The organism is Pseudomonas sp. AIG, from assembly GCF_977020205.1.
On the sequence record NZ_CDROCK010000067.1, the window covers coordinates 1 to 22,379 of the forward strand.

19 protein-coding genes are annotated in these 22,379 nt (G+C 60.3%); 16 read left to right on the forward strand and 3 right to left on the reverse strand.

The window, feature by feature from the left end; translation table 11 throughout:
* Nucleotides 1–578: 578 nt before the first annotated feature.
* The 14 genes from ACWR1S_RS27690 to ACWR1S_RS27755 all read left to right on the forward strand — a co-directional run bounded on the left by ACWR1S_RS27690 (nucleotide 579) and on the right by ACWR1S_RS27755 (nucleotide 16,280).
* Entirely contained in the window at nucleotides 579–2,201 is a 1,623-nt protein-coding gene (locus ACWR1S_RS27690; protein ID WP_454565722.1) for a methyl-accepting chemotaxis protein, read from the forward strand.
* A complete protein-coding gene (locus ACWR1S_RS27695) occupies nucleotides 2,201–2,737 on the forward strand; it encodes a chemotaxis protein CheW (RefSeq protein ID WP_454565723.1) in 537 nt (178 codons plus the stop codon). The genes ACWR1S_RS27690 and ACWR1S_RS27695 overlap by 1 nt, the downstream gene beginning before the upstream one ends.
* Nucleotides 2,734–4,005 carry a CheR family methyltransferase gene (locus ACWR1S_RS27700; RefSeq protein ID WP_454565724.1) on the forward strand — a complete coding sequence of 424 codons (1,272 nt, stop codon included), beginning with the start codon at nucleotides 2,734–2,736 and terminating at the stop codon, nucleotides 4,003–4,005. The genes ACWR1S_RS27695 and ACWR1S_RS27700 overlap by 4 nt, the downstream gene beginning before the upstream one ends.
* Entirely contained in the window at nucleotides 4,002–4,685 is a 684-nt protein-coding gene (locus tag ACWR1S_RS27705) for a chemotaxis protein CheW (protein WP_454565725.1), read from the forward strand. Before ACWR1S_RS27700 ends, ACWR1S_RS27705 begins: the two co-directional genes overlap by 4 nt.
* A complete protein-coding gene (locus tag ACWR1S_RS27710) occupies nucleotides 4,682–6,970 on the forward strand; it encodes a response regulator (protein ID WP_454565726.1) in 2,289 nt (762 codons plus the stop codon). Before ACWR1S_RS27705 ends, ACWR1S_RS27710 begins: the two co-directional genes overlap by 4 nt.
* Complete coding sequence (gene cheB, locus ACWR1S_RS27715; RefSeq protein ID WP_454565727.1) at nucleotides 6,967–7,977, forward strand: chemotaxis-specific protein-glutamate methyltransferase CheB; 1,011 nt, start codon at nucleotides 6,967–6,969, stop codon at nucleotides 7,975–7,977. The genes ACWR1S_RS27710 and cheB overlap by 4 nt, the downstream gene beginning before the upstream one ends.
* A 48-nt stretch (nucleotides 7,978–8,025) precedes the next feature.
* A complete protein-coding gene (locus tag ACWR1S_RS27720) occupies nucleotides 8,026–9,027 on the forward strand; it encodes a response regulator (RefSeq protein WP_160056147.1) in 1,002 nt (333 codons plus the stop codon).
* A 310-nt stretch (nucleotides 9,028–9,337) separates the two neighbouring features.
* Nucleotides 9,338–10,433, forward strand: a protein-coding gene (prfB, locus tag ACWR1S_RS27725) for a peptide chain release factor 2 (protein WP_102900567.1) whose coding sequence is annotated in 2 segments (ribosomal slippage) — nucleotides 9,338–9,409 and nucleotides 9,411–10,433 — 1,095 coding nt in all. Because the reading frame shifts where the segments join, the coding sequence is not laid out codon by codon here.
* Between the two features lie 114 nt (nucleotides 10,434–10,547).
* Entirely contained in the window at nucleotides 10,548–12,050 is a 1,503-nt protein-coding gene (gene lysS, locus ACWR1S_RS27730; protein WP_095126473.1) for a lysine--tRNA ligase, read from the forward strand.
* A gap of 105 nt (nucleotides 12,051–12,155) precedes the next feature.
* A complete protein-coding gene (locus ACWR1S_RS27735) occupies nucleotides 12,156–12,869 on the forward strand; it encodes a TetR/AcrR family transcriptional regulator (protein WP_454565742.1) in 714 nt (237 codons plus the stop codon).
* A gap of 161 nt (nucleotides 12,870–13,030) precedes the next feature.
* Entirely contained in the window at nucleotides 13,031–13,585 is a 555-nt protein-coding gene (locus tag ACWR1S_RS27740; protein WP_454565728.1) for a hypothetical protein, read from the forward strand.
* Nucleotides 13,586–13,645: 60 nt separating this feature from the next.
* Nucleotides 13,646–14,896, forward strand: a complete 1,251-nt coding sequence (locus ACWR1S_RS27745) for a flavohemoglobin expression-modulating QEGLA motif protein (RefSeq protein ID WP_454565743.1) — start codon at nucleotides 13,646–13,648, stop codon at nucleotides 14,894–14,896.
* 152 nt (nucleotides 14,897–15,048) lie between these two features.
* Nucleotides 15,049–15,954 carry an alpha/beta hydrolase gene (locus ACWR1S_RS27750; protein ID WP_454565729.1) on the forward strand — a complete coding sequence of 302 codons (906 nt, stop codon included), beginning with the start codon at nucleotides 15,049–15,051 and terminating at the stop codon, nucleotides 15,952–15,954.
* Nucleotides 15,951–16,280: a hypothetical protein gene (locus ACWR1S_RS27755; RefSeq protein WP_034154859.1), complete on the forward strand. Its 330-nt coding sequence runs from the start codon at nucleotides 15,951–15,953 to the stop codon at nucleotides 16,278–16,280. The genes ACWR1S_RS27750 and ACWR1S_RS27755 overlap by 4 nt, the downstream gene beginning before the upstream one ends.
* A 249-nt stretch (nucleotides 16,281–16,529) precedes the next feature.
* On the opposite strand, the gene ACWR1S_RS27760 is transcribed toward ACWR1S_RS27755, so the two are convergent.
* The 3 genes from ACWR1S_RS27760 to ACWR1S_RS27770 all read right to left on the reverse strand — a co-directional run bounded on the left by ACWR1S_RS27760 (nucleotide 16,530) and on the right by ACWR1S_RS27770 (nucleotide 18,500).
* A complete protein-coding gene (locus ACWR1S_RS27760) occupies nucleotides 16,530–17,318 on the reverse strand; it encodes an OmpA family protein (protein WP_454565730.1) in 789 nt (262 codons plus the stop codon).
* A gap of 55 nt (nucleotides 17,319–17,373) precedes the next feature.
* Nucleotides 17,374–17,778: a DUF4398 domain-containing protein gene (locus ACWR1S_RS27765; RefSeq protein ID WP_016983303.1), complete on the reverse strand. Its 405-nt coding sequence runs from the start codon at nucleotides 17,776–17,778 to the stop codon at nucleotides 17,374–17,376.
* Nucleotides 17,779–18,155: 377 nt separating this feature from the next.
* On the reverse strand, nucleotides 18,156–18,500 hold the full coding sequence (locus ACWR1S_RS27770; protein WP_038357825.1) for a hypothetical protein: 345 nt from the start codon (nucleotides 18,498–18,500) through the stop codon (nucleotides 18,156–18,158).
* 213 nt (nucleotides 18,501–18,713) lie between these two features.
* Between ACWR1S_RS27770 and ppc the strand changes: the two genes are divergently transcribed.
* Together ppc and adk are read left to right on the forward strand one after the other, a co-directional pair.
* The gene (gene ppc, locus ACWR1S_RS27775) at nucleotides 18,714–21,344 is read left to right on the forward strand and encodes a phosphoenolpyruvate carboxylase (protein WP_454565731.1); all 2,631 of its coding nucleotides are present in this window, start codon (nucleotides 18,714–18,716) and stop codon (nucleotides 21,342–21,344) included.
* A 300-nt stretch (nucleotides 21,345–21,644) separates the two neighbouring features.
* Nucleotides 21,645–22,295: an adenylate kinase gene (gene adk, locus ACWR1S_RS27780; RefSeq protein WP_454565732.1), complete on the forward strand. Its 651-nt coding sequence runs from the start codon at nucleotides 21,645–21,647 to the stop codon at nucleotides 22,293–22,295.
* Nucleotides 22,296–22,379: the final 84 nt, after the last annotated feature.

The following is a 22,379-nucleotide window of genomic DNA, read 5'->3' on the forward strand; positions in this document are numbered from 1 at the left end:
TGATCAGGCCTTGTTTTTCGCCGGTAACCGACATGTACGCTGGTGTTGCCATGGGATGCTCTCCTTGCGGATAAATTTAGGGTGCCCGGAGGCGAAATCGCCCGGTGGGTGCCTGACTGTTATCAAGGAGCGTGCCAGGTTTGCTGGGATTCCCGAAAACACGGGGTCAAACCGCCGTAAAGTGCATGTTTCAAGATGTTTCATGCTGTTTTCAGGCAGAAAGTGCGCAACTTCTTGCGCAGTGGTGTGCAAGAAGTTGCGCACTTGGCTACAGGCGCCGGTACACAGGCGTTGTAGCGAATCGAGAGGCGAAAATCGGCGAACAAGTGCGCAAAAAGTTGCGCATAAAGGCGTATTGCCAGCATTTTGCGAATCGAGCTCGGTCTGGAAGTGGCCCATTCCATCGCCCCTTTTTGCCATTACCCCACTGGCACGCCCACCCGCAATTGTCGGACAGTCCCACCCCACAGCCTTCCCGCCAACCCCGCCGGACAGGCACGAGGGTCAAAAGCGTCTTATAAATGAAACAGCGCCCTCGGCTATACTCCCCGCATTTCGATCAGGCACGAGGAATCACTGTGAAGAACTGGACGTTGCGCCAACGCATTTTGGCGAGCTTTGCGGTGATTATCGCCATCATGTTGCTGATGGTCGTCGTTTCGTACTCGCGTCTGTTGAAGATCGAGGCGAGTGAAAACAGCGTGCGTGATGACGCGATTCCCGGGGTCTATTACAGCTCGATGATTCGTGGTGCCTGGGTCGACAGTTATCTGCAGACGCAAGAACTGCTCGGACTTAAGGAAGGCCAGGGGATTTCCAGCGAGGACGCGGCGGACTACAAGGCGTTCGAGGCGCGTTTGCTGGAGCAGATGGAGAACTATCGCAAGACCATGGCGACCGACGAGGATCGTCTCGAGTTTGCCGCCTTCGAGAAATACCACGACGCCTACCTCCAGATTCAGGATGCCGTGCTGGACCTGCACAAACGCAACCTGGAAGCGGATGCGGTCAAGATGTTCCACGACAAGCTCACGCCTGCCTGGTATTCCGGGCGCATGAAGCTCAACGACATCATCGGCGAGAACAAGAAAGTCGCCGATCAGGCCATGAGCAATATCGACGATGCCGTGGCGGCAGCTAAAGTCAGCATGTTCATTTCACTGTTGGTCGCCGTGCTGGCCGCCGGTCTGTGCGGCTTGTTGTTGATGCGCGCGATCATGGCGCCGATGAACCGCATCGTGCAGATCCTCGAAACCATGCGCACCGGCGACCTCAGTTCGCGTCTGAACCTTGAGCGCAAGGACGAGTTCGGCGCCGTCGAAACCGGCTTCAACGACATGATGACCGAGCTGACTGCACTGGTGTCCCAGGCACAGCGCTCCTCGGTGCAGGTGACCACCTCGGTGACCGAAATCGCCGCCACCTCCAAGCAACAGCAAGCCACCGCCACCGAAACCGCTGCGACCACCACCGAGATTGGGGCTACGTCCCGTGAGATCGCCGCCACTTCACGCGATCTGGTACGCACCATGACCGAAGTCTCCACCGCCGCCGATCAGGCTTCGGTGCTCGCCGGTTCCGGTCAGCAAGGCCTGGCGCGGATGGAAGACACCATGCACTCGGTGATGGGCGCGGCCGATCTGGTCAACGCCAAACTGGCGATCCTCAACGAGAAGGCCGGCAACATCAACCAAGTGGTGGTGACCATCGTCAAGGTCGCCGACCAGACCAACCTGTTGTCGCTCAACGCGGCGATTGAAGCCGAGAAGGCCGGTGAATACGGTCGCGGCTTTGCCGTGGTCGCCACGGAAGTGCGACGTCTGGCGGATCAGACCGCTGTCGCCACTTACGATATCGAGCAAATGGTTCGTGAGATCCAGTCGGCGGTGTCGGCGGGTGTCATGGGCATGGACAAATTCTCCGAAGAAGTGCGCCGTGGCATGTCCGAGGTGCAGCAGGTCGGCGAGCAGTTGTCGCAGATCATCCATCAAGTGCAGGCGCTGGCGCCGCGCGTGCTGATGGTCAACGAAGGCATGCAGGCGCAGGCCACCGGCGCCGAGCAGATCAACCACGCGCTGGTGCAGCTGGGCGATGCCAGCAGCCAGACCGTCGAGTCACTGCGTCAGGCCAGTTTCGCCATCGACGAACTGAGCCAGGTGGCCGTCGGGCTGCGCAGCGGCGTTTCGCGATTCAAAGTCTGATGAGCGAAATCATCGCCAAACGCAACGCCACTCAAGTGGCGAAGCCGGCGTTGTTCCTGCTGTTTCGCATCGGCAGCGAGCGTTACGCCTTGCGCGCCACCGAAGTCGCGGAAGTGTTGCCGCGCCTGCCGTTGAAACCGATCGCGCGGGCGCCGCAATGGGTCGCCGGGGTATTTGCCTATCGCGGCGCGGTGGTGCCGGTGATCGACCTCAGCGCATTGACCTTCGGCCATCCCGCCGAGGCGCGCACCAGCACGCGGCTGGTGCTGGTCAATTACCAGCCGGAAGAATCGCAACCTGCGCAATGGCTCGGGCTGATTCTTGAGCAGGCCACCGACACGCTGCGCTGCCACCCACAGGAATTTCAGCCGTATGGCCTCGACAACCGCGAGGCGCCTTACCTCGGCCCCGTACGTGAAGATGCTCAAGGATTGGTGCAGTGGGTACGGGTCAATGACTTGCTCGATGATGCGGTGCGTACGTTGCTGTTCCCCGATCCGCCGTTGAATCCGGCGCAGCTTGAGGCGCAGCCATGAGCAGCGATCAGCGTTTTTTCGACTTCCTGAAGGAGCGCATCGGCCTCGATGTGACGTCGGTCGGGCCGGCGATCATCGAGCGCGCAGTGCGCCAGCGCACGACACTGTCGCAAGCGGCGCATGCCGATGAGTACTGGCAGTTGCTGCAAGGCTCGCGGGATGAGCAACAGGCGCTGATCGAAGCGGTGATCGTTCCCGAAACGTGGTTTTTCCGTTATCCGGAGTCCTTCGCCACGCTGGGCAAACTGGCGCGCAAACGCCTTGGCGAACTGAACAACATGCGTGCGCTGCGCATACTCAGCCTGCCGTGTTCTACCGGCGAAGAACCGTACTCGATTGCGATGGCCTTGCTTGATGCTGGCCTCAAACCGCATCAGTTCAAGGTCGATGGCATGGACGTCAGCCCGCTGTCGGTGGAGAAGGCGCGGCGTGCGCTGTATGGCAAGAATTCGTTTCGCGGTCAGGATCTGGATTTTCGCGACCGGCATTTCACGTCTGAGCAGGAAGGCCATCGGGTCAATGACGACGTGCGTGAGCAGGTGCGTTTGCAGGTCGGCAATGTGCTCGATCCTACGCTGCTGGCCAGCGAGCCGGCGTTCGATTTCGTGTTCTGCCGCAACCTGCTGATCTATTTCGATCAGCCGACGCAGAAGCAGGTGTTCGAGGTGCTCAAGCGCCTGACCCATTTCGATGGCGTGCTGTTTATCGGCCCGGCAGAAGGCAGTTTGCTCGGGCGTTTGGGCATGCGTTCGATCGGTATCCCGCAATCCTTCGCGTTCAGTCGCCACAACGATCCGCACCCCGAGCCGTTGCCGACACCTAAACCCGTGGCGGTGCCTGTCAGTCAACCGCCACGCAGCACGCCGCCACCGGTGCTGCGTCAGCGACCGTTTGCCGCCGTGACGCCACTGCCGACCGCCAGCAAAAGCGCCAACCCGGACGCGGCGACCCTGCTGGCCAACATCGCTGCATTGGCCAATGAAGGCAAAAGTGCCGAGGCCCGCGCTGCGTGCGAGCAGTATTTGCGCAGCCACGAACCGGTGGCTCAGGTGTTTTACTGGCTCGGCTTGCTCAGCGATGTCGCCGGCCTGACCCTCGAAGCGCAGGGTTTCTATCGCAAAGCGTTGTACCTCGAACCGCAACACCCCGAAGCGTTGATGCACCTGGCCGCGTTGCTGCAGGCCCAGGGCGACACGGCGGGTGCCAGACGATTGCAGGAGCGTGCCGCCCGCAGCGGCCGCACCGCCGACAGTGAGCGTAAACGATGATTGCGTCCGACACCTTGAACGTCACCCACGAAGACGCCCAGGCCATCGACGATTGCTGGAACCGAATTGGCATCCACGGCGACAAGTCTTGTCCGCTGCTGGAAGAACATATTCATTGCCGCAACTGCTCGGTGTATTCCGCCGCCGCTACGCGTCTGCTTGACCGTTATGCGCTGCAGCAGGAGGAGCGCAGTCCGGTGGCTACGACTGTTGAAACGGATGTCAAAACCCGTTCACTGCTGATGTTCCGTCTCGGCGAAGAATGGCTGGGGCTGGCCACGCGTTGCCTCGTTGAAGTCGCGCCGCTGCAGGCGATTCACTCGTTGCCGCACCAGCGCTCGCGGGCCTTGCTTGGCGTGGCGAATGTCCGTGGCGCGCTGGTGGCGTGCCTGTCGCTGGTCGAGTTGCTTGATCTGGATGGCAGCGTTACGCCGACCACCAGCGGGCGAATCATGCCGCGCATGCTGATCATCGCTGCCCATGGCGGGCCGGTGGTGGTGCCGGTGGATGAAGTTGACGGCATTCACGCCATCGACGAACGCATTCTCGATGCCGCCTCACAGTCCGGCGCGCAAGCCAGTGCCAAATACACCCGTGGCGTTCTGCAATATCGCGGTCGCAGTCTGCGCTGGCTGGATGAAGAACAGCTGTTGTCCGCCGTGACCCGGAGCCTCACATGACCCCCGAGCAAATGCGCGACGCCTCGCTGCTTGAACTGTTCAGCCTTGAAGCCGAAGCGCAGACCCAAGTACTCAGCGCCGGGCTGCTGACACTCGAGCGCAACCCGACCCAGGCCGATCAACTGGAATCGTGCATGCGCGCGGCGCACTCGCTCAAAGGGGCGGCGCGGATTGTCGGTATCGACAGCGGCGTCAGCGTCGCCCACGTCATGGAGGATTGCCTGGTCAGCGCGCAGGAAGGACGCTTGTTGCTTCGGCCCGAGCATATCGATGCGTTGTTGCAGGGCACCGATTTGCTCATGCGCATTGCGACGCCGACGAATGCGCCGCAGCCGAGTGATATCGACGCTTACGTGGCATTGATGGCGGGGCTGCTCGATCCGTCGACGCCGCCGGCAGCTTTTGTTGCACCGCCGATGGCCGAATTGCAAATTGAAGCGCCGCCGGTGTTTGAACCTGCGCTGGCTCCGATCATGGAAGCCCCAGTCGAAACCTCGGAACCGGCGTCACGCAAGAACAAACGCACCACCGAAGGTGGCGAACGCGTCTTGCGCGTTACCGCCGAGCGCCTGAACAGCCTGCTCGATCTGTCGAGCAAGTCGCTGGTGGAAACCCAGCGCCTCAAGCCGCATCTGGCGACCATGCAACGCCTCAAACGCATGCAGAACAATGGTCTGCGCGCGCTGGAAAACCTCAATGTCCACCTCAAGGAGCACGCGCTGAGCCTTGAAGCGCTGGAAGCCCTGGAAGACGCGCGCCGTTTGCTCGCCGAATCCCAGCAGCTACTGAGCGAGAAAAACGCCGAGCTGGACGAATTCGCCTGGCAGGCCAGTCAGCGTGCGCAAGTGCTCTACGACACGGCGCTGGCCTGTCGCATGCGGCCATTCGCCGATGTCCTCACCGGTCAGGTGCGCATGGTCCGTGATCTGGGCCGCAGTCTCGGCAAACAGGTACGCCTGGAGATCGAAGGCGAGAAAACCCAGGTCGATCGCGATGTGCTGGAAAAGCTCGAAGCGCCGCTGACCCATTTGCTGCGCAATGCCGTCGATCACGGCATCGAAACCCCGGAACAACGCCTGCTCAAGGGTAAATCCGAAGAAGGTCTGATCCGCCTGCGCGCCTCGCATCAGGCCGGTCTGCTGGTGCTGGAATTAAGCGATGATGGCAATGGCGTCGATCTGGAAAAGGTTCGCCGCAGCATCGTCGAGCGGCAGTTATCCCCAGCGGAAACGGCGGCGCAGTTAAGCGAAGAAGAACTGCTGACGTTCCTGTTCCTCCCCGGTTTCAGCTTGCGTGACACCGTCACCGAGGTGTCTGGCCGGGGTGTCGGCCTCGATGCCGTTCAACACATGGTCCGCCAGTTGCGCGGCGCCGTGGTGCTGGAGCAGACAGCGGGCGAGGGCAGTCGCTTCCATCTGGAAGTGCCGCTGACCTTGTCGGTGGTGCGCAGCCTGGTCGTCGAAGTCGGCGAAGAGGCGTATGCCTTCCCGCTGGCGCACATCGAGCGCATGTGTGATCTGGCCCCGGAAGACATCGTGCAGGTCGAGGGCCGTCAGCATTTCTGGCACGAAGGCCAGCACGTCGGGCTTGTCGCGGCCAGCCAGTTGCTCAACCGCCCGGCCAGCCAGAACAGCGGCGAAACCCTGAAAGTCGTGGTGATCCGCGAGCGTGATGCGGTGTATGGCGTTGCCGTGGAGCGCTTCATTGGCGAGCGTACTCTGGTGGTCTTGCCACTCGACGAGCGTCTGGGCAAAGTGCAGGACATCTCTGCCGGGGCTTTGCTCGACGACGGCTCGGTAGTGTTGATCGTCGACGTCGAAGACATGCTGCGTTCGGTGGACAAACTGCTCAATACCGGGCGTCTTGAACGCATCGCCCGCCACGGCAATCAGGCCGCAGAAGCTGCGCGTAAACGGGTGCTGGTGGTCGACGACTCGCTGACCGTGCGCGAGCTGCAACGCAAACTGCTGCTCAATCGCGGCTACGACGTCGCGGTGGCGGTGGACGGCATGGACGGTTGGAACGCGCTGCGTTCGGAGGACTTCGATTTGCTGATCACCGACATCGACATGCCGCGCATGGACGGCATCGAACTGGTCACATTGCTGCGCCGCGACAACCGTCTGCAATCGCTGCCGGTGATGGTCGTGTCGTACAAGGATCGGGAAGAGGATCGCCGCCGTGGACTCGATGCCGGGGCGGACTACTATTTAGCCAAAGCCAGTTTTCATGACGACGCCCTGCTCGACGCAGTGGTCGAGCTTATCGGAGGAGCGCGGGCATGAAGATCGCAATCGTCAACGACATGCCCATGGCGGTGGAGGCCTTGCGCCGCGCGCTGGCCTTCGAACCGGCGCATCAGGTGGTCTGGGTCGCCCGCAACGGCGCCGAGGCGGTGCAACTGTGCGCCGAAAACACGCCGGACCTGATCCTGATGGATCTGATCATGCCGGTGATGGATGGCGTCGAAGCCACCCGCCGGATCATGGCCGAAACCCCCTGCGCCATCGTCATCGTCACCGTCGACCGCCAGCAAAACGTGCACCGGGTCTTTGAAGCCATGGGCCACGGCGCGTTGGACGTGGTCGATACCCCGGCCCTCGGTGCCGGCGACGCTCGGGAAGCTGCAGCGCCGTTGCTGCGCAAGATCCTCAATATTGGCTGGCTGATCGGCGACAAAGCGCCGCGCTCACGTCCCGCGCCGACGCCTCCGCGCAGTTCGGGTTCGCGCCAGCGCCTGGTGGCGATCGGCTCATCCGCAGGTGGGCCGGCGGCACTGGAAGTGCTGCTCAAGGGTTTGCCGAAGGATTTTTCGGCAGCCATTGTGCTGGTGCAGCATGTCGATCAGGTCTTCGCTGCCGGCATGGCCGAATGGCTGGCCAGCGCCAGCGGTCTCGATGTGCGCCTGGCCCGCGAGGGCGAGCCGCCGCAGGCCGGCGCGGTGCTGCTGGCGGGCACCAATCACCATATTCGCTTGTTGAAAAACGGCACGCTGGCTTACACCGCCGAGCCGGTCAACGAGATCTACCGTCCCTCGATCGACGTGTTTTTCGAGAGTGTCGCCAGTTATTGGAATGGCGACGCCGTGGGGGTTTTATTGACCGGGATGGGACGCGACGGCGCGCAAGGGCTTAAGCTCATGCGCCAACAGGGCTACTTGACCATCGCGCAGGATCAGCAAAGCAGTGCGGTGTACGGCATGCCCAAGGCTGCTGCGGCCATTGATGCTGCCGTTGAAATCCGTCCACTGGAAAAGATAGCGCCACGATTGCTGGAGGTTTTCCCAAAATGAACAGGTTTATCCGCAATCCTGGCCCCCGCAGTACTCAGGTGACCGCCCATGAATGACTTACAGATCGACGACATTAAAACCGACGAAAACGCCGCCATGGTGTTGTTGGTGGACGATCAGGCGATGATCGGCGAAGCCGTGCGCCGTGGGCTGTCGAATGAAGAGAACATCGACTTTCATTTTTGCTCCGACCCTCATCAGGCAATCGCCCAGGCCGTGCGGATCAAACCGACGGTGATCCTGCAGGACCTGGTGATGCCCGGCCTCGATGGCCTCAGCCTGGTGCGCGAATACCGCAATCACCCGGCGACCAAGGACATTCCGATCATCGTCCTGTCGACCAAGGAAGACCCGCTGATCAAGAGCGCGGCGTTTTCCGCCGGGGCCAACGACTATCTGGTGAAACTGCCGGACACCATCGAACTGGTGGCGCGCATCCGCTATCACTCGCGGTCTTACATGACGCTGTTGCAACGTGATGCCGCGTACCGCGCTCTGCGGGTCAGCCAGCAGCAATTGCTCGACACCAATCTGGTGCTGCAACGCTTGATGAACTCCGATGGCCTGACCGGGCTGTCCAACCGCCGCCACTTCGATGAGTATCTGGAGCTGGAATGGCGCCGTTCGTTGCGCGATCAAAGTCAGTTGTCGTTGTTGATGATCGACGTTGATTACTTCAAACACTACAACGACAGTTTTGGCCACGTCGAAGGTGATGAGGCTCTGCGCAAGGTCGCCACGGCGATTCGCGATGCCAGCGCGCGACCGTCGGACCTGCCGGCGCGTTACGGCGGTGAGGAATTTGTGCTGGTGCTGCCGAACACCTCGCCGGGCGGCGCGCGACTGGTCGCGGAAAAGCTGCGGCAGACTGTGGTTTCGCTGAAGATTCCGCACAACACTCCGGCGGAAGGGGCGAGTCTGACTATCAGTATTGGTCTGGCGACGATGGTGCCGCAGGCGGGTAGCGATTGTCGGTTGCTGATCTCGGCGGCGGATCGTGGGTTGTACCTGGCGAAGAACAACGGGCGTAACCAGGTCGGAATCGAGTAAACGCTTACCCTCACCCCAGCCCTCTCCCAAGAGGAGAGGGGGCCGACCGAGGTGTCTGGCGCTGTACATCGACCTGATCGACCGAGTCGATTATGGATCTTCAAGCCTGACGGTTCCGGATTCGGCAAAGCCCTTTCACGTCGGCGTACCTCCCGAATATCCCCCAATCGGTCCCCTCTACCTCTGGGAGAGGGCTAGGGTGAGGGCAAAGGCTTTAATGATCCCCACACCCGCCAGACGGGCTGCCGTCACAGCCTGTTTACGTTATACTCGCCGGCTTTCAAAAGTTCGCCAACGAGTGCTGCCCGTCATGGAAATCAACCCGATCCTGAACACCATCAAGGACCTGTCCGAGCGCTCCGAAACTATTCGGGGGTATCTTTGACTACGATCAAAAGCATGAGCGTCTGACTGAGGTCAATCGCGAGCTTGAAGATCCGAGCGTCTGGAACAAACCTGAATACGCCCAGGAGCTGGGCCGCGAGCGCGCCGCGCTGGCACAGATCGTCGATACCCTCGACGAACTGAACGGCGGTCTGGCCGATTGCCGCGACCTGCTGGACATGGCCGTCGAAGAAAACGACGAAGGCGCAGTGGGCGATGTCGTCGCCGAGCTGGCCCGTCTCGAGGAAAATCTGGCCAAGCTGGAATTCCGCCGCATGTTCAGCCATGAAATGGACCCGAACAACGCGTACCTGGACATCCAGGCCGGTTCCGGTGGCACCGAAGCCCAGGACTGGGCCAACATCCTGCTGCGCATGTACCTGCGCTGGGCGGACAAACGCGGTTTCGACGCGACCATCATGGAACTGTCGGCCGGTGAAGTCGCCGGGATCAAAGGTGCGACCGTGCACATCAAGGGCGAATACGCCTTTGGCTGGCTGCGTACCGAGATCGGCGTGCACCGTCTGGTGCGCAAGAGCCCGTTCGACTCCGGCAACCGTCGCCACACCTCGTTCTCCGCGGTTTTCGTCTCGCCAGAGATTGATGACAAGGTGGAAATCGAAATCAACCCGGCAGACCTGCGGATCGACACCTATCGTTCCTCCGGTGCCGGTGGTCAGCACGTAAACACCACCGACTCGGCCGTACGGATTACTCACGTACCGACCAACACCGTGGTCAGCTGCCAGAACGAACGTTCCCAGCACGCCAACAAAGACACCGCCATGAAAATGCTGCGGGCCAAGTTGTACGAGCAGGAAATGCAGAAACGCAACGCCGCATCGCAAGCGCTGGAAGACACCAAGTCCGACATCGGCTGGGGCCACCAGATTCGCTCGTACGTGCTCGATGCGTCGCGGATCAAGGATCTGCGCACCAACATCGAACGCAGCGACTGCGACAAGGTGCTCGACGGCGACATCGACGAATACCTGTATGCCAGCCTGAAATCCGGGCTGTAAAAGACGCAATACAGCATCGGCTGCTTCAACCCGATCCCTGTAGGAGCCAGCCCTGCTGGCGATCCCCGGGCCGCAAGGTCCGGGGGCAACGAACCTGATGGAATATCTAAAGACATGAGCGACCAACAACTCGACCCGCAAGCCCTGCAACAGGAAGAAAACTCCCTGATCGCGCTGCGCAAGGAAAAGCTGGCTGCCGAGCGCGCCAAGGGCAACGCCTTCCCGAATGACTTCCGCCGCGAAAACTACTGCGATGCACTGCAGAAACAGTACGCGGACAAGACCAAGGAAGAGCTGGCAGAGGCTGCAATCCCGGTCAAGGTTGCCGGTCGCATCATGCTCAACCGTGGCTCGTTCATGGTGATCCAGGACATGACCGGTCGCATCCAAGTCTACGTCAACCGTAAAACCCTGTCGGAAGATACGCTGGCTGCGGTGAAAACCTGGGACATGGGCGACATCATTGCCGCCGAAGGCACCCTGGCGCGTTCCGGCAAGGGTGACCTGTATGTTGAAATGACCAGCGTGCGTCTGCTGACCAAATCGCTGCGCCCGCTGCCGGACAAGCACCACGGCCTGACCGACACCGAACAGCGCTACCGTCAGCGATACGTTGACCTGATCGTCAACGACGAAGTACGCCAGACTTTCCGCGTGCGTTCGCAAGTGATCGCGCACATCCGCAGCTTCCTGATGAAGCGTGACTTCCTCGAAGTCGAAACGCCGATGCTGCAGACCATTCCGGGCGGCGCCGCAGCCAAGCCGTTCGAAACCCACCACAACGCGCTGGACATGGAAATGTTCCTGCGTATCGCCCCGGAGCTGTATCTGAAGCGTCTGGTGGTTGGTGGTTTCGAGAAAGTCTTCGAGATCAACCGCAACTTCCGTAACGAAGGCGTTTCGACTCGTCACAACCCTGAATTCACCATGTTGGAGTTCTACCAGGCGTACGCCGACTACGAAGACAACATGGACCTGACCGAAGAGCTGTTCCGCGAACTGGCGCAGCTGGTGCTGGGCAGCACCGACGTGCCGTACGGCGACAAGGTGTTCCACTTCGGCGAGCCGTTCGTACGTCTGTCGGTATTCGACTCGATCCTCAAGTACAACCCTGAGCTGACCGCCGATGATCTGAACGACATCGACAAGGCCCGCGCCATCGCCAAGAAGGCCGGTGCCAAGGTGCTGGGCTTCGAAGGTCTGGGCAAGCTGCAGGTGATGATTTTCGAAGAGCTGGTCGAGCACAAGCTGGAACAGCCGCACTTCATCACTCAGTACCCGTTCGAAGTGTCGCCGCTGGCCCGTCGCAACGACGACAACCCGAACGTCACCGACCGCTTCGAGCTGTTCATCGGTGGCCGTGAAATCGCCAACGCCTACTCCGAGTTGAACGACGCGGAAGACCAGGCCGAGCGCTTCATGGCGCAGGTGGCCGACAAGGACGCCGGCGACGACGAAGCCATGCACTACGACGCTGACTTCGTTCGCGCGCTGGAGTACGGCATGCCGCCAACGGCCGGTGAAGGTATCGGCATCGATCGTCTGGTGATGTTGCTGACCAACTCGCCGTCGATCCGCGATGTGATCCTGTTCCCGCACATGCGACCGCAAGCGTAAACGTTTCAGTTGAAAAGCCGCCTAAAACAGGCGGCTTTTTATTGCCTGTCTGGTACAAATGTATCAATTGGTTACTTTTGAAATAGCAGAGGAAGTCCAGTCGTGATGGTTGCAATCGCTCAAGAAGGTGCAGCGGGTATCGCCACTGCGGTCGCTGAAAGCGTTCAGTACCAGGGTCGCAAGGCCAGCCGACAGGGCAGTGAGCAGCGTCGACAGGACATTCTCGACGCGGCGATGCGCATTGTCGTGCGCGACGGCGTGCGTGCCGTGCGCCACCGCGCCGTGGCTGCCGAGGCCGGTGTGCCGTTGTCGGCGACCACCTATTACTTCAAGGACATCGATGACCTGCTCACCGATACCTTCGCTCAATACGTTGAACGCAGCGCGGCGTACATGGCCAAGCTGTGGGTCAACAATGAAGGCCTGCTGCGTGACATGGTGGTCAGCGGTGACGGCAGCCCCGAGTCACGCTCGCAACTGGCCGATGACATTGCGCGGTTGATGGCTGACTATGTGCACCGGCAGCTGGTTAACCGTCGCGAGCATTTGATGGCTGAGCAGGCGTTCCGTCAGGAGGCGCTGCTCAACCCGCGTCTGGCAATTCTGGTGCGCTCGCATCAGCAGATTCTGCTGCAGGGCACCTGCCAGTTGTTCCAGGTATTGGGCTCGCGTGAACCGCAACAGGATGCCAAGGTGTTGACGGCGATTATCGGACGGATGGAATATCAGGGCCTGCTCAACGACGCCGAGCCTTTGGCCGAAGAGGACATGCTCGGCATTCTGACGCGCTACATGCACCTGGTGCTTGCATCGGTCTGATCCTCTGGGGAAACATCGAACCCTGTGGGAGCGAGCTTGCTCGCGAAGACGGACTGACATTCAACATTAATGTTGGCTGTGCTGACGCTTTCGCGAGCAAGCTCGCTCCCACAGGTTCGGTGGCGTATTCAAGGGCGGCGAATGTTCATAGGGAGTATTGAATGAAAGCCTGGCGTGGCGTGCTGATCGCCTTGTCGTTCCTGCTGCTCAGTGGCTGTCTGGTGACTTTCAAGGAGCCGCTGAGCGCCAGTGACCCGGCGCCCAAGGGCCTGCTCGGCAAATGGTCGAGCACCAATGCCTGGGGCGAGCCGATGAACCTTGAGCTGACGCGGTTGGGCAACGACCGCTATCAGGCCGTCACCTACTTCATGGCCAAACCCCACGAACGCGAAGCCTATCCCTTCACCGTGTCGCGCCACGGCAGCCGCTGGTATCTGTCGGCGAAAGTCCCGGCACAGTACGGCGGCCACTTCACCATCGCCGGTTTCGAACTCACCGATAAACACGAATTGGTGGTCTACAACCTCGATCTCGAACAGATCAATCAGGCGATCAAGCAAAAAGCCCTCGACGGTCAGGCCTTCCAGACCGACGATGGCGACGGTGTGCAAGTCGACAGTAACCTCGACAAGGTCTTTGCTTACCTCGACGATCCGGCCAATTCCGATGTCTTCGTCGAGGCTGTGCGCTACCAGCGCCAGGCCCGTGCCAAATAAATTCACACGTCAGGTGTTCTACAGGAGTTTCGGGTGGACGATTACCAGCAGACGATACGCATGTTGTCCGACCGCATTGTGCTGGCGCAGACGCCGATCCGCGTGCTCGACGCGGTCAAGTGGGACGAGAACATCCGCAAGGGCTTCCTCAAGGCCAAGGGCAAGGAAATGCCCGCCATTGATCGCGACTACTACCTCAATCGACCGCTAAGTTTCGATTCGAGCAAGGTCAAACTGGAATTCCAGAACATCGAGCGCGACATCACCCGCCAACTCGGTCAGTTCAACCCGGTCGGGCAGATCATGCGGCGCATGTGCAAGGAATACCGCATGGTGGTGCGCATGCTCGAAGCGCGCGGCACCGAGGATTTCGGCCTGATCTCGCAAGAGCTGTACGGCGCTGCGTCCGATGCGTTCCACGCCGGTGACCCAACCCTGGCCGACCTCGGCCTGATGATGTCCGATTACCTGAACAATATCGACGGCCGTGGCGACTTGAAGGATGAGCCGAAAATCCTTACCGCCAAAGACGCGGTGCACTTGTTGCAAACCCGTTTGAACAAAGTCTTCGGTGAGGCCGAGGAAACCATTCGCGTGTTCGAGTCCGACGGCATTGTTGCTGACGCCGCAGCGGGCGCCGACTACATCAAGATCCGCACCGACGCGATGTTCAACGATCGCGATGTGCGCGCGCTGGAGGTTCACGAAGGTCTGGTGCATGTCGGCACCACACTCAACGGTCTCAATCAGCCGATCTGCACCTTCCTGTCCAAAGGCCCACCGTCGTCGACGGTGACCCAGGAAGGTTTGGCGATCCTGATGGAAATCATCACCTTCGCCTCCTACCCGAGCCGACTGCGCAAACTGACCAACCGCACCCGCGCCATTCATATGGTCGAGGAGGGCGCGGACTTCTTGCAGGTGTTCGAGTTCTTCCGCGAGCAGGGTTTCGAAATGGCGGAAAGCTACGGCAACGCCAGTCGCGTTTTCCGTGGATCGACGCCGAACGGGCTGCCATTCACCAAAGACTTGTCCTACCTCAAGGGCTTTATCATGGTTTACAACTACATTCAGTTGGCCGTGCGTAAGGGCAAGCTTGAGCAGATCCCGCTGTTGTTCTGTGGCAAGACCACGCTGGAAGACATGCGGACCTTGCGTCAGCTGGTGGATGAGGGGTTGGTAGTGCCGCCGAAGTATCTGCCGGACCAGTTCCGCGATTTGAATGCGTTGTCGGCGTGGATGTGCTTCTCCAACTTCTTGAATCACTTGAGCCTGGACCGGATCGAAGCGGATTACTCCAATATCCTCTAACCCACACCGATCGTTCCCACGCTCTGCGTGGGAATGCATCCCGTGACGCTCCGCGTCACAGTGGACGCGGAGCGTCCATGGCGGCGTTCCCACGCAGAGCGAGGGAACGATCTATTGTGTTCCAACCCGAATCTTTCGCGAGGTTTCACCGGATGAGAATCCTCGGCATTTTCTGCCTGCTCCTGACCCTCAGCGGTTGCAGCTCTTTGTTGTTCTATCCCGAGCCGGGGCAGATCTTCACCCCGGAAAAAGCCAAGCTCGAATACCGCACCGTCACCCTGGTCACGGCGGATGGCTTGAAGCTCAATGCCTGGTGGCTGCCGGCCAAACCCGGCGTCGAGGTCAAAGGCACCGTCCTGCATCTGCACGGCAACGGCGGCAATCTGCCGATGCATCTCGGCGGCAGTTGGTGGTTGCCGAAAAACGGCTATCAAGTGCTGTTGGTCGACTATCGCGGTTATGGCTTGTCCGAGGGCGAGCCGAGTTTGCCGGCAATCTATCAGGACATCGACGCCGCATTCGCCTGGCTAGACAAGGCGCCAGAGGTCAAAGGCAAACCGCTGATTCTGCTCGGTCAGAGCCTCGGTGGTTCGATGGCCGTGCACTGGCTGGTGCAGCATCCCGAGCGACAGAAACAGCTCAAGGCTCTGGTCCTCGACGGCGTGCCCGCCAGTTACCGCAGCGTCGGCCAGTACGCGCTCAGCACTTCGTGGCTGACCTGGCCGTTCCAGGTGCCGTTGTCGTGGCTGGTGCCGGACGGTGACAGCGCGATCAACTCGATGCCGCAGCTCAACGGCGTGCCGAAACTGATCTTCCACAGCATCGACGATCCGCTGGTGCCGCTTTCCAACGGTATCCGTCTGTATCAAGCTGCGCCGCCCCCGCGCGTGCTGCAACTGACCCGTGGCGGGCATGTGCAGACGTTTGGCGACCCGGTCTGGCGTCAAGTGATGCTGCGCTACCTCGACGATCCCGAACATTTCAACGGCCTGCGCCGTCTCGGCGAAATCCCCAATTACCCGACACCCCCGAATTCTGAAGACGAGAGTCCGCAATGACTGAAGAACGCAACGCCATCCCGCTGATCATCACCGGTATCTGCAGCATCCTCGGCACCGTCGGGGCGCTGTGGTACTACGGCTATCTGCACTTCGCCAAACCCGAGGATGCGTTGCTGCTCAACGAATTCACCATGCTCAAGACCGTGCCGGGCGAAGACTACAAAGTCTCACTGGACCCGGCGCCACAGGTGGCGCAGTGCATCGATGGGGTGCTGGTGTTGTTTGATACCGAGCAGAAAGGTTTGACCGGTGTGCTGATCAATGCGCAGAAGAAAGCCGTGCGCTGCATGGGTGAAGAAACTCCGCAGAAGCTCGAGCAGTGATTCTGCAGGACCAGCCCTCACCCTAACCCTCCCGAAACGTCGGACCGCCCAGAGGGAGAGGGGACTGACCGAGGTGTTCTTACGCTATACGCCGACCTGATCCATCGTGTCGAATACAAGTTCTGAAAGCACCACAAATCGGCTCCCTCTCCTTCGGGAGAGGGCTGGGGTGAGGGGCCACCATTTCAGCCTCACAAAAAAAGCCCCGCCTGATCACTCAGACGGGGCTTTTGCGTTACAGCGTGCTGCTTAGTTCGAGCTAACCGCCGAACGTGGCACTACCGGCTGGTTGTCGTTGGAAATGGTCACTTCCACACGACGGTTCATCGCACGGCCGGAGACGCTGCCGTTCTCGGCAACCGGGTATTCCTTGCCGTAGCCCTGGGTGACGATACGCGCTGGATCAACGCCCATTTTCACCAGTGCGGTGCGCACGGAGTTGGCGCGACGCTCGGACAGCGACTGGTTGTGGCTGGCAGAACCGGTGCTGTCGGTGTAACCCTCGACGATCACTTTGCGATCCGGGTTTTCCTGGAGGAACTGCGCCAGTTTGTTGATGTTGACCAGACCGCTGGATTTCAGGTCAGCACGGTCGGTGGCGAACAGCACGTCGCCGAAAGTCACCAGCGTACCGCGATCGGTCTGCTTGGCGTTGAGGCTGTCCTGCAGCTGCTTGATCTGCTGGTCACGGGCATCCAGACGCGCCTGGGCACGTTGGGCAGCGGCGTTCTTCAGATTGTTTTCAGCGGTGCGCAGGGCGATGGTCTGCTTGGCCACCTCCACACGCTGGTTGGTCAGGTAAGCCAGTTGGTCAACCTTGGCCGCGTCTTGCTTGTCCAGATAAGCCTTGTCGGCCTTGTCCAGGTAATCGCTGGCGTCTTTGGTTTCCAGCGCCGCGACTTTGCTCGCCTGCGGGTTGGCTTGCAGGCCGGCGTAGTTGGTGCGGGCGTTTTCCAGATTCGGGTTAGGTGGAGTGGAGCACGCAGCCAGGGCAACGCTTGCGGCCAGAAGAGCTGGGATCATCAGTTGCTTACGCATAATTTTTCGTCCTTTCTATCGATAAAAGTTTCAGCTTTGCGGTCGGGATGCGCGCTTACTGCACGGTGCGCTGACTTTCCTGACGCAGTTCCTGAACACCTTTCTGGGAATCCTTCACAGCCTGTTCGGCTTTCGCGGCCTGAGCCTTGCGTTCGGCTACACGAGCGTCCCACTCGGCTTGCTCGGACAGGGTGCGCGCTTCGTCATACTTCTTGTCGTGCATGGCGATTTCGGCTTGTTTCAGTTTGTCCTGCGCTTGCTTCATCTCAACCGCAGCGAACTCGGTACCGCCGGCGCTGACTGCGCTGTTCACCGCCGATTGGGTGACGGCGTATTGCTCGGTCGGTGGGTTACCGGCGCAACCGGCCAGCACGAAACTGGTGCCGATGGCCAGAGCGGCCAGTTTCAGACCGCGCAAGTGTGCAAATGTGGTTTGGTTTTTCATGGTCTTCAACTCCATTAGGCATCTCCTGAAAACAACTGAATCCATCCTGGTCGAGGAGCCGCAAGCGACGTGTGAAAGCGCGTTTTTGAAACGCTCGTTCCAGGCGTGGTTACAGGTTCCGACCGGCGTGATTTTTCAAAAGTTCAGAAAAGATGGCCTATCGCCTAAATAATTTTTGACCGAATGGACAAGGCTCTAGAGCGGGAACTTTGGCGGGGTGGAGCGGTACGCGCGGGAGTATTTAAGATGAATTTCATGCGGTTTTTCAGCAAGTCGTAGATCCCGGTGGGAGCGAGCTTGCTCGCGAAAGCGGTGGTTCAGACACAGTCATTTCTAATGTGCCGACGCCTTCGCGAGCAAGCTCGCTCCCACAGGTTTTGAGGTGTTAGAAGTTAATGTTTTTGCTTGCCGGCAGTGGCCGAGAGGTCATGCAAATGCCTCCGCGACAACGCCAAAAACCGTGGCGTCGGCCCGACATCTTCATACAACGGATCACCTTCCTCATCCGTCGCCACCACCGTCGACCCCTTCACATACGGCAGGCTCGCTTCGAACTCCTCAAGCGCCGCACCAATCAGTTCGCCGAGCAGTTCTTCGGCATGCCGTTTCGGGTACATCTCGGCAATCGCCGCCAGGCGCGCAGCGGCCTCGACGTCCAGATGAATCGTGTAGCCCGTGTCGGTCAGGCGACCCTTGGCGTTTTCTTCCCAATGCTGGGCGAGTTCACGAATTTTCATGATGACCTCATTTCGCGCCTGCTCATGGCAGGCCTGGGTGAGTGTCCGGCAGCGCCGGCGGCAAGCCGTTGTACGGCTTACTGTTGAGACTAGCTTTTGTCCGCAAGGTTTAAAGTCCCTTGGTCGGCTGCTTGTAAGAAGCGTCGTAGAGCGGCACTCTCTAGGTCATGCACTCGTTTCTAAGCCGTCCGGATTACTGCTGGGGAATTGCTGATGACCGATATTGATGCACGCTTGCGCGAAGACGTTCACCTGCTCGGAGAGCTGTTGGGCAACACCATTCGAGACCAGTACGGCGAAGCCTTTCTCGACAAGATCGAGCAGATTCGCAAGGGCGCCAAGGCCGACCGCCGTGGCTCGATGGACGCTGAACTGAGCGCCAGCCTCAATCAATTGAGCGAGGACGAGTTGCTCCCGGTGGCGCGGGCGTTCAACCAGTTTCTCAATCTGGCGAACATCGCCGAGCAGTATCAGTTGATTCATCGGCGCGAAGAGTCGCAGCCGGCGCCGTTCGAATCTCGGGTGTTGCCGGAATTGCTCGCGCGTTTGCGTAACGAAGGCCACAGCGCCGAGTCGCTGGCCCGGCAACTGGCGCGGCTGGAAATCGAACTGGTACTGACCGCGCACCCGACCGAAGTCGCGCGACGCACGCTGATCCAGAAATACGATGCGATCGCCGGGCAACTCGCGGCGCAAGATCATCGCGACCTGACCAGCGCCGAACGCGAACAGATTCAAAACACCCTGCAACGCCTGATCGCCGAAGCCTGGCACACCGAAGAAATCCGCCGCACGCGTCCGACACCGGTCGACGAAGCCAAATGGGGTTTCGCGGTGATTGAGCATTCGCTGTGGCAAGCGATCCCCAACCATATGCGCAAGGCCGACAAAGCCTTGTTTGAAGCGACGGGCCTGCGTCTGCCATTGGAAGCGGCACCGATTCGCTTCGCGTCGTGGATGGGCGGCGACCGTGACGGCAACCCCAATGTCACTGCTGCCGTGACCCGCGAAGTGTTGCTGCTGGCGCGCTGGATGGCCGCCGATTTGTACCTGCGTGATGTCGATCACCTCGCTGCCGAACTGTCGATGCAGCAGGCCAGCGAAGCCCTCAAAGCCAAGGCTGGCGACAGTGCCGAACCGTATCGTGCGGTGCTCAAACAATTGCGCGAGCGCTTGCGTGCGACGCGCAACTGGGCACACGCCGCGCTGACCGCACCGACACCAGCGCCGGCCGATGTGTTGCACAACAACCGCGATCTGCTCGATCCGCTGGAGCTGTGTTTCAACTCGCTGCACGAATGCGGCATGGGCGTGATTGCCGATGGCCCGCTGCTTGATTGTCTACGTCGGGCGGTGACCTTCGGCCTGTTCCTCGTGCGTCTGGATGTGCGTCAGGACTCGTCGCGCCACAGTTCGGCGATGACCGAAATCACCGATTACCTCGGCCTCGGTCGCTACGAAGATTGGGACGAAGAGCAACGCATCAGCTTTCTGACCCGCGAACTGAGCAATCGCCGGCCACTGCTGCCAGCACATTTCAAGCCGTCGGCCGACACCGCTGAAGTGCTCAACACCTGCAAGGAAATCGCCGCCGCACCGGGCGCTTCGCTCGGCTCCTACGTGATTTCCATGGCCGGCGCGGCTTCCGATGTGCTCGCCGTGCAACTGCTGCTCAAAGAGTCCGGGGTGTTGCGGCCGATGCGCGTGGTGCCGCTGTTCGAAACCCTCGCTGACCTCGACAACGCCGGGCCGGTGATGGAGCGGTTGTTGCTGCTTCCAGGTTATCGCGCACGGCTGCAAGGTCCGCAGGAAGTGATGATCGGCTACTCCGATTCGGCCAAGGACGCCGGCACCACGGCGGCCGCGTGGGCGCAGTATCGCGCGCAGGAACGTTTGGTCGAAATCTGCCGCGAGCAACAAGTCGAACTGCTGTTGTTCCACGGTCGTGGAGGCACCGTAGGACGTGGCGGTGGCCCGGCGCACGCGGCGATTCTGTCGCAGCCACCGGGGTCGGTGGCGGGGCGTTTCCGCACCACCGAGCAGGGCGAAATGATTCGATTCAAATTCGGCTTGCCGGACATCGCCGAGCAGAATCTCAATCTGTATCTGGCGGCGGTGCTTGAAGCAACACTGTTGCCACCACCGCCGCCAACGCCGGAATGGCGTCACTTGATGGACGAATTGGCCGCTGACGGAGTCAGTGCTTATCGCCAGGTGGTGCGGGAAAATCCGCAATTCGTCGAGTACTTCCGCCAGTCCACCCCGGAACAGGAGTTGGGGCGTTTGCCACTCGGCAGTCGTCCGGCCAAGCGCCGGGCCGGCGGTATCGAAAGTCTGCGGGCGATTCCGTGGATCTTCGGCTGGACGCAAACGCGGCTGATGCTGCCAGCGTGGCTCGGTTGGGAATCGGCGCTGAGCAAAGCGCTGGAACGTGGCGAAGGCGAGTTGCTCGGGCAGATGCGCGAACAGTGGCCGTTCTTCCGCACCCGTATCGACATGCTGGAAATGGTCCTGGCCAAGGCTGACGCGGATATCGCCCTGTCCTACGATCAGCGTCTGGTCGAGCCGGATCTGCTGCCGTTGGGCGCGCAGTTACGCGACCTATTGTCGCAGGCGTGCGCAGTGGTGCTCGGCCTGACTGGCCAGTCGCAGCTGCTGGCACATAGCCCGGACACCCTCGAATTCATCCGTCTGCGCAACACTTACCTCGACCCGCTGCATCTATTGCAGGCTGAACTGCTGGCCCGTTCGCGGCAGCAGGATGTCGAGCAGGGCAGCCCGGTGGAACAGGCGTTGCTGGTGTCTGTGGCGGGGATTGCCGCCGGTTTGCGAAATACCGGCTAACGTTTTTGTCGTGGCGCGCGGCACCGGACACAAACGCCGGATGCCGCTTTGCCTGACGGGGGGAAGTGCCGCCAGGCGACAGTTAATGATGGGGTTGCGACTTGGGTCACCGCGTCGCGAGGTCGCGGGGGGCGTCGGTTTCTCCGACTTTTGGCGTCTTGTGTGGGCGCAGCCTGCTGTGTATCTTGATCAGCCTTTGGCCGTTTATGCGGCCACGACCCGTATTTTCAGGATTCGTCCCAAGAGGCGAATCCTTTGTTTTGTAAAAGCTTTTTATAAAAAAATTGAGGAGCACATCTAATGCGCGTCATTCTGCTGGGAGCTCCCGGGGCCGGTAAAGGTACTCAGGCTAAGTTCATCACCGAAAAATTCGGCATTCCACAAATTTCCACCGGCGACATGCTGCGTGCAGCGGTCAAGGCCGGTACTCCGCTGGGCGTTCAAGCCAAGAGCATCATGGATGCCGGCGGCCTGGTGTCGGATGACCTGATCATCGCACTGGTCAAAGATCGTATCGCTCAGTCTGACTGCGCCAACGGCTTCCTGTTCGACGGCTTCCCGCGCACCATTCCGCAGGCTGAAGCCCTGGTGACTGCCGGCGTCGAGCTGGATGCTGTGGTTGAAATCGCTGTTGAAGACGAAGAAATCGTGCAACGCATCGCCGGTCGTCGTGTTCACGAAGCCAGCGGCCGCGTTTACCACATCGTCTACAATCCGCCGAAAATCGCTGGCAAAGACGACATCACCGGCGAAGAGCTGGTACAGCGCAAGGACGACACCGAAGAAACCGTGCGTCATCGCTTGTCGGTCTACCACTCGCAGACCAAGCCTTTGGTGGAGTTCTATCAGAACCTCTCCGCGAAAAACGCTGGCAAGCCGAAGTACAGCCACATCCCGGGCGTTGGTTCGGTCGATGCGATCACCGCCAAGGTGCTGGCCGCGCTGAGCTGAAAAGTCTGAACCGCAGCATCATCCACGGCCCGCTTGCGGGCCGTAGTTGTTTATACTGACGCACTTTTTCCCACCCCTGTTTTG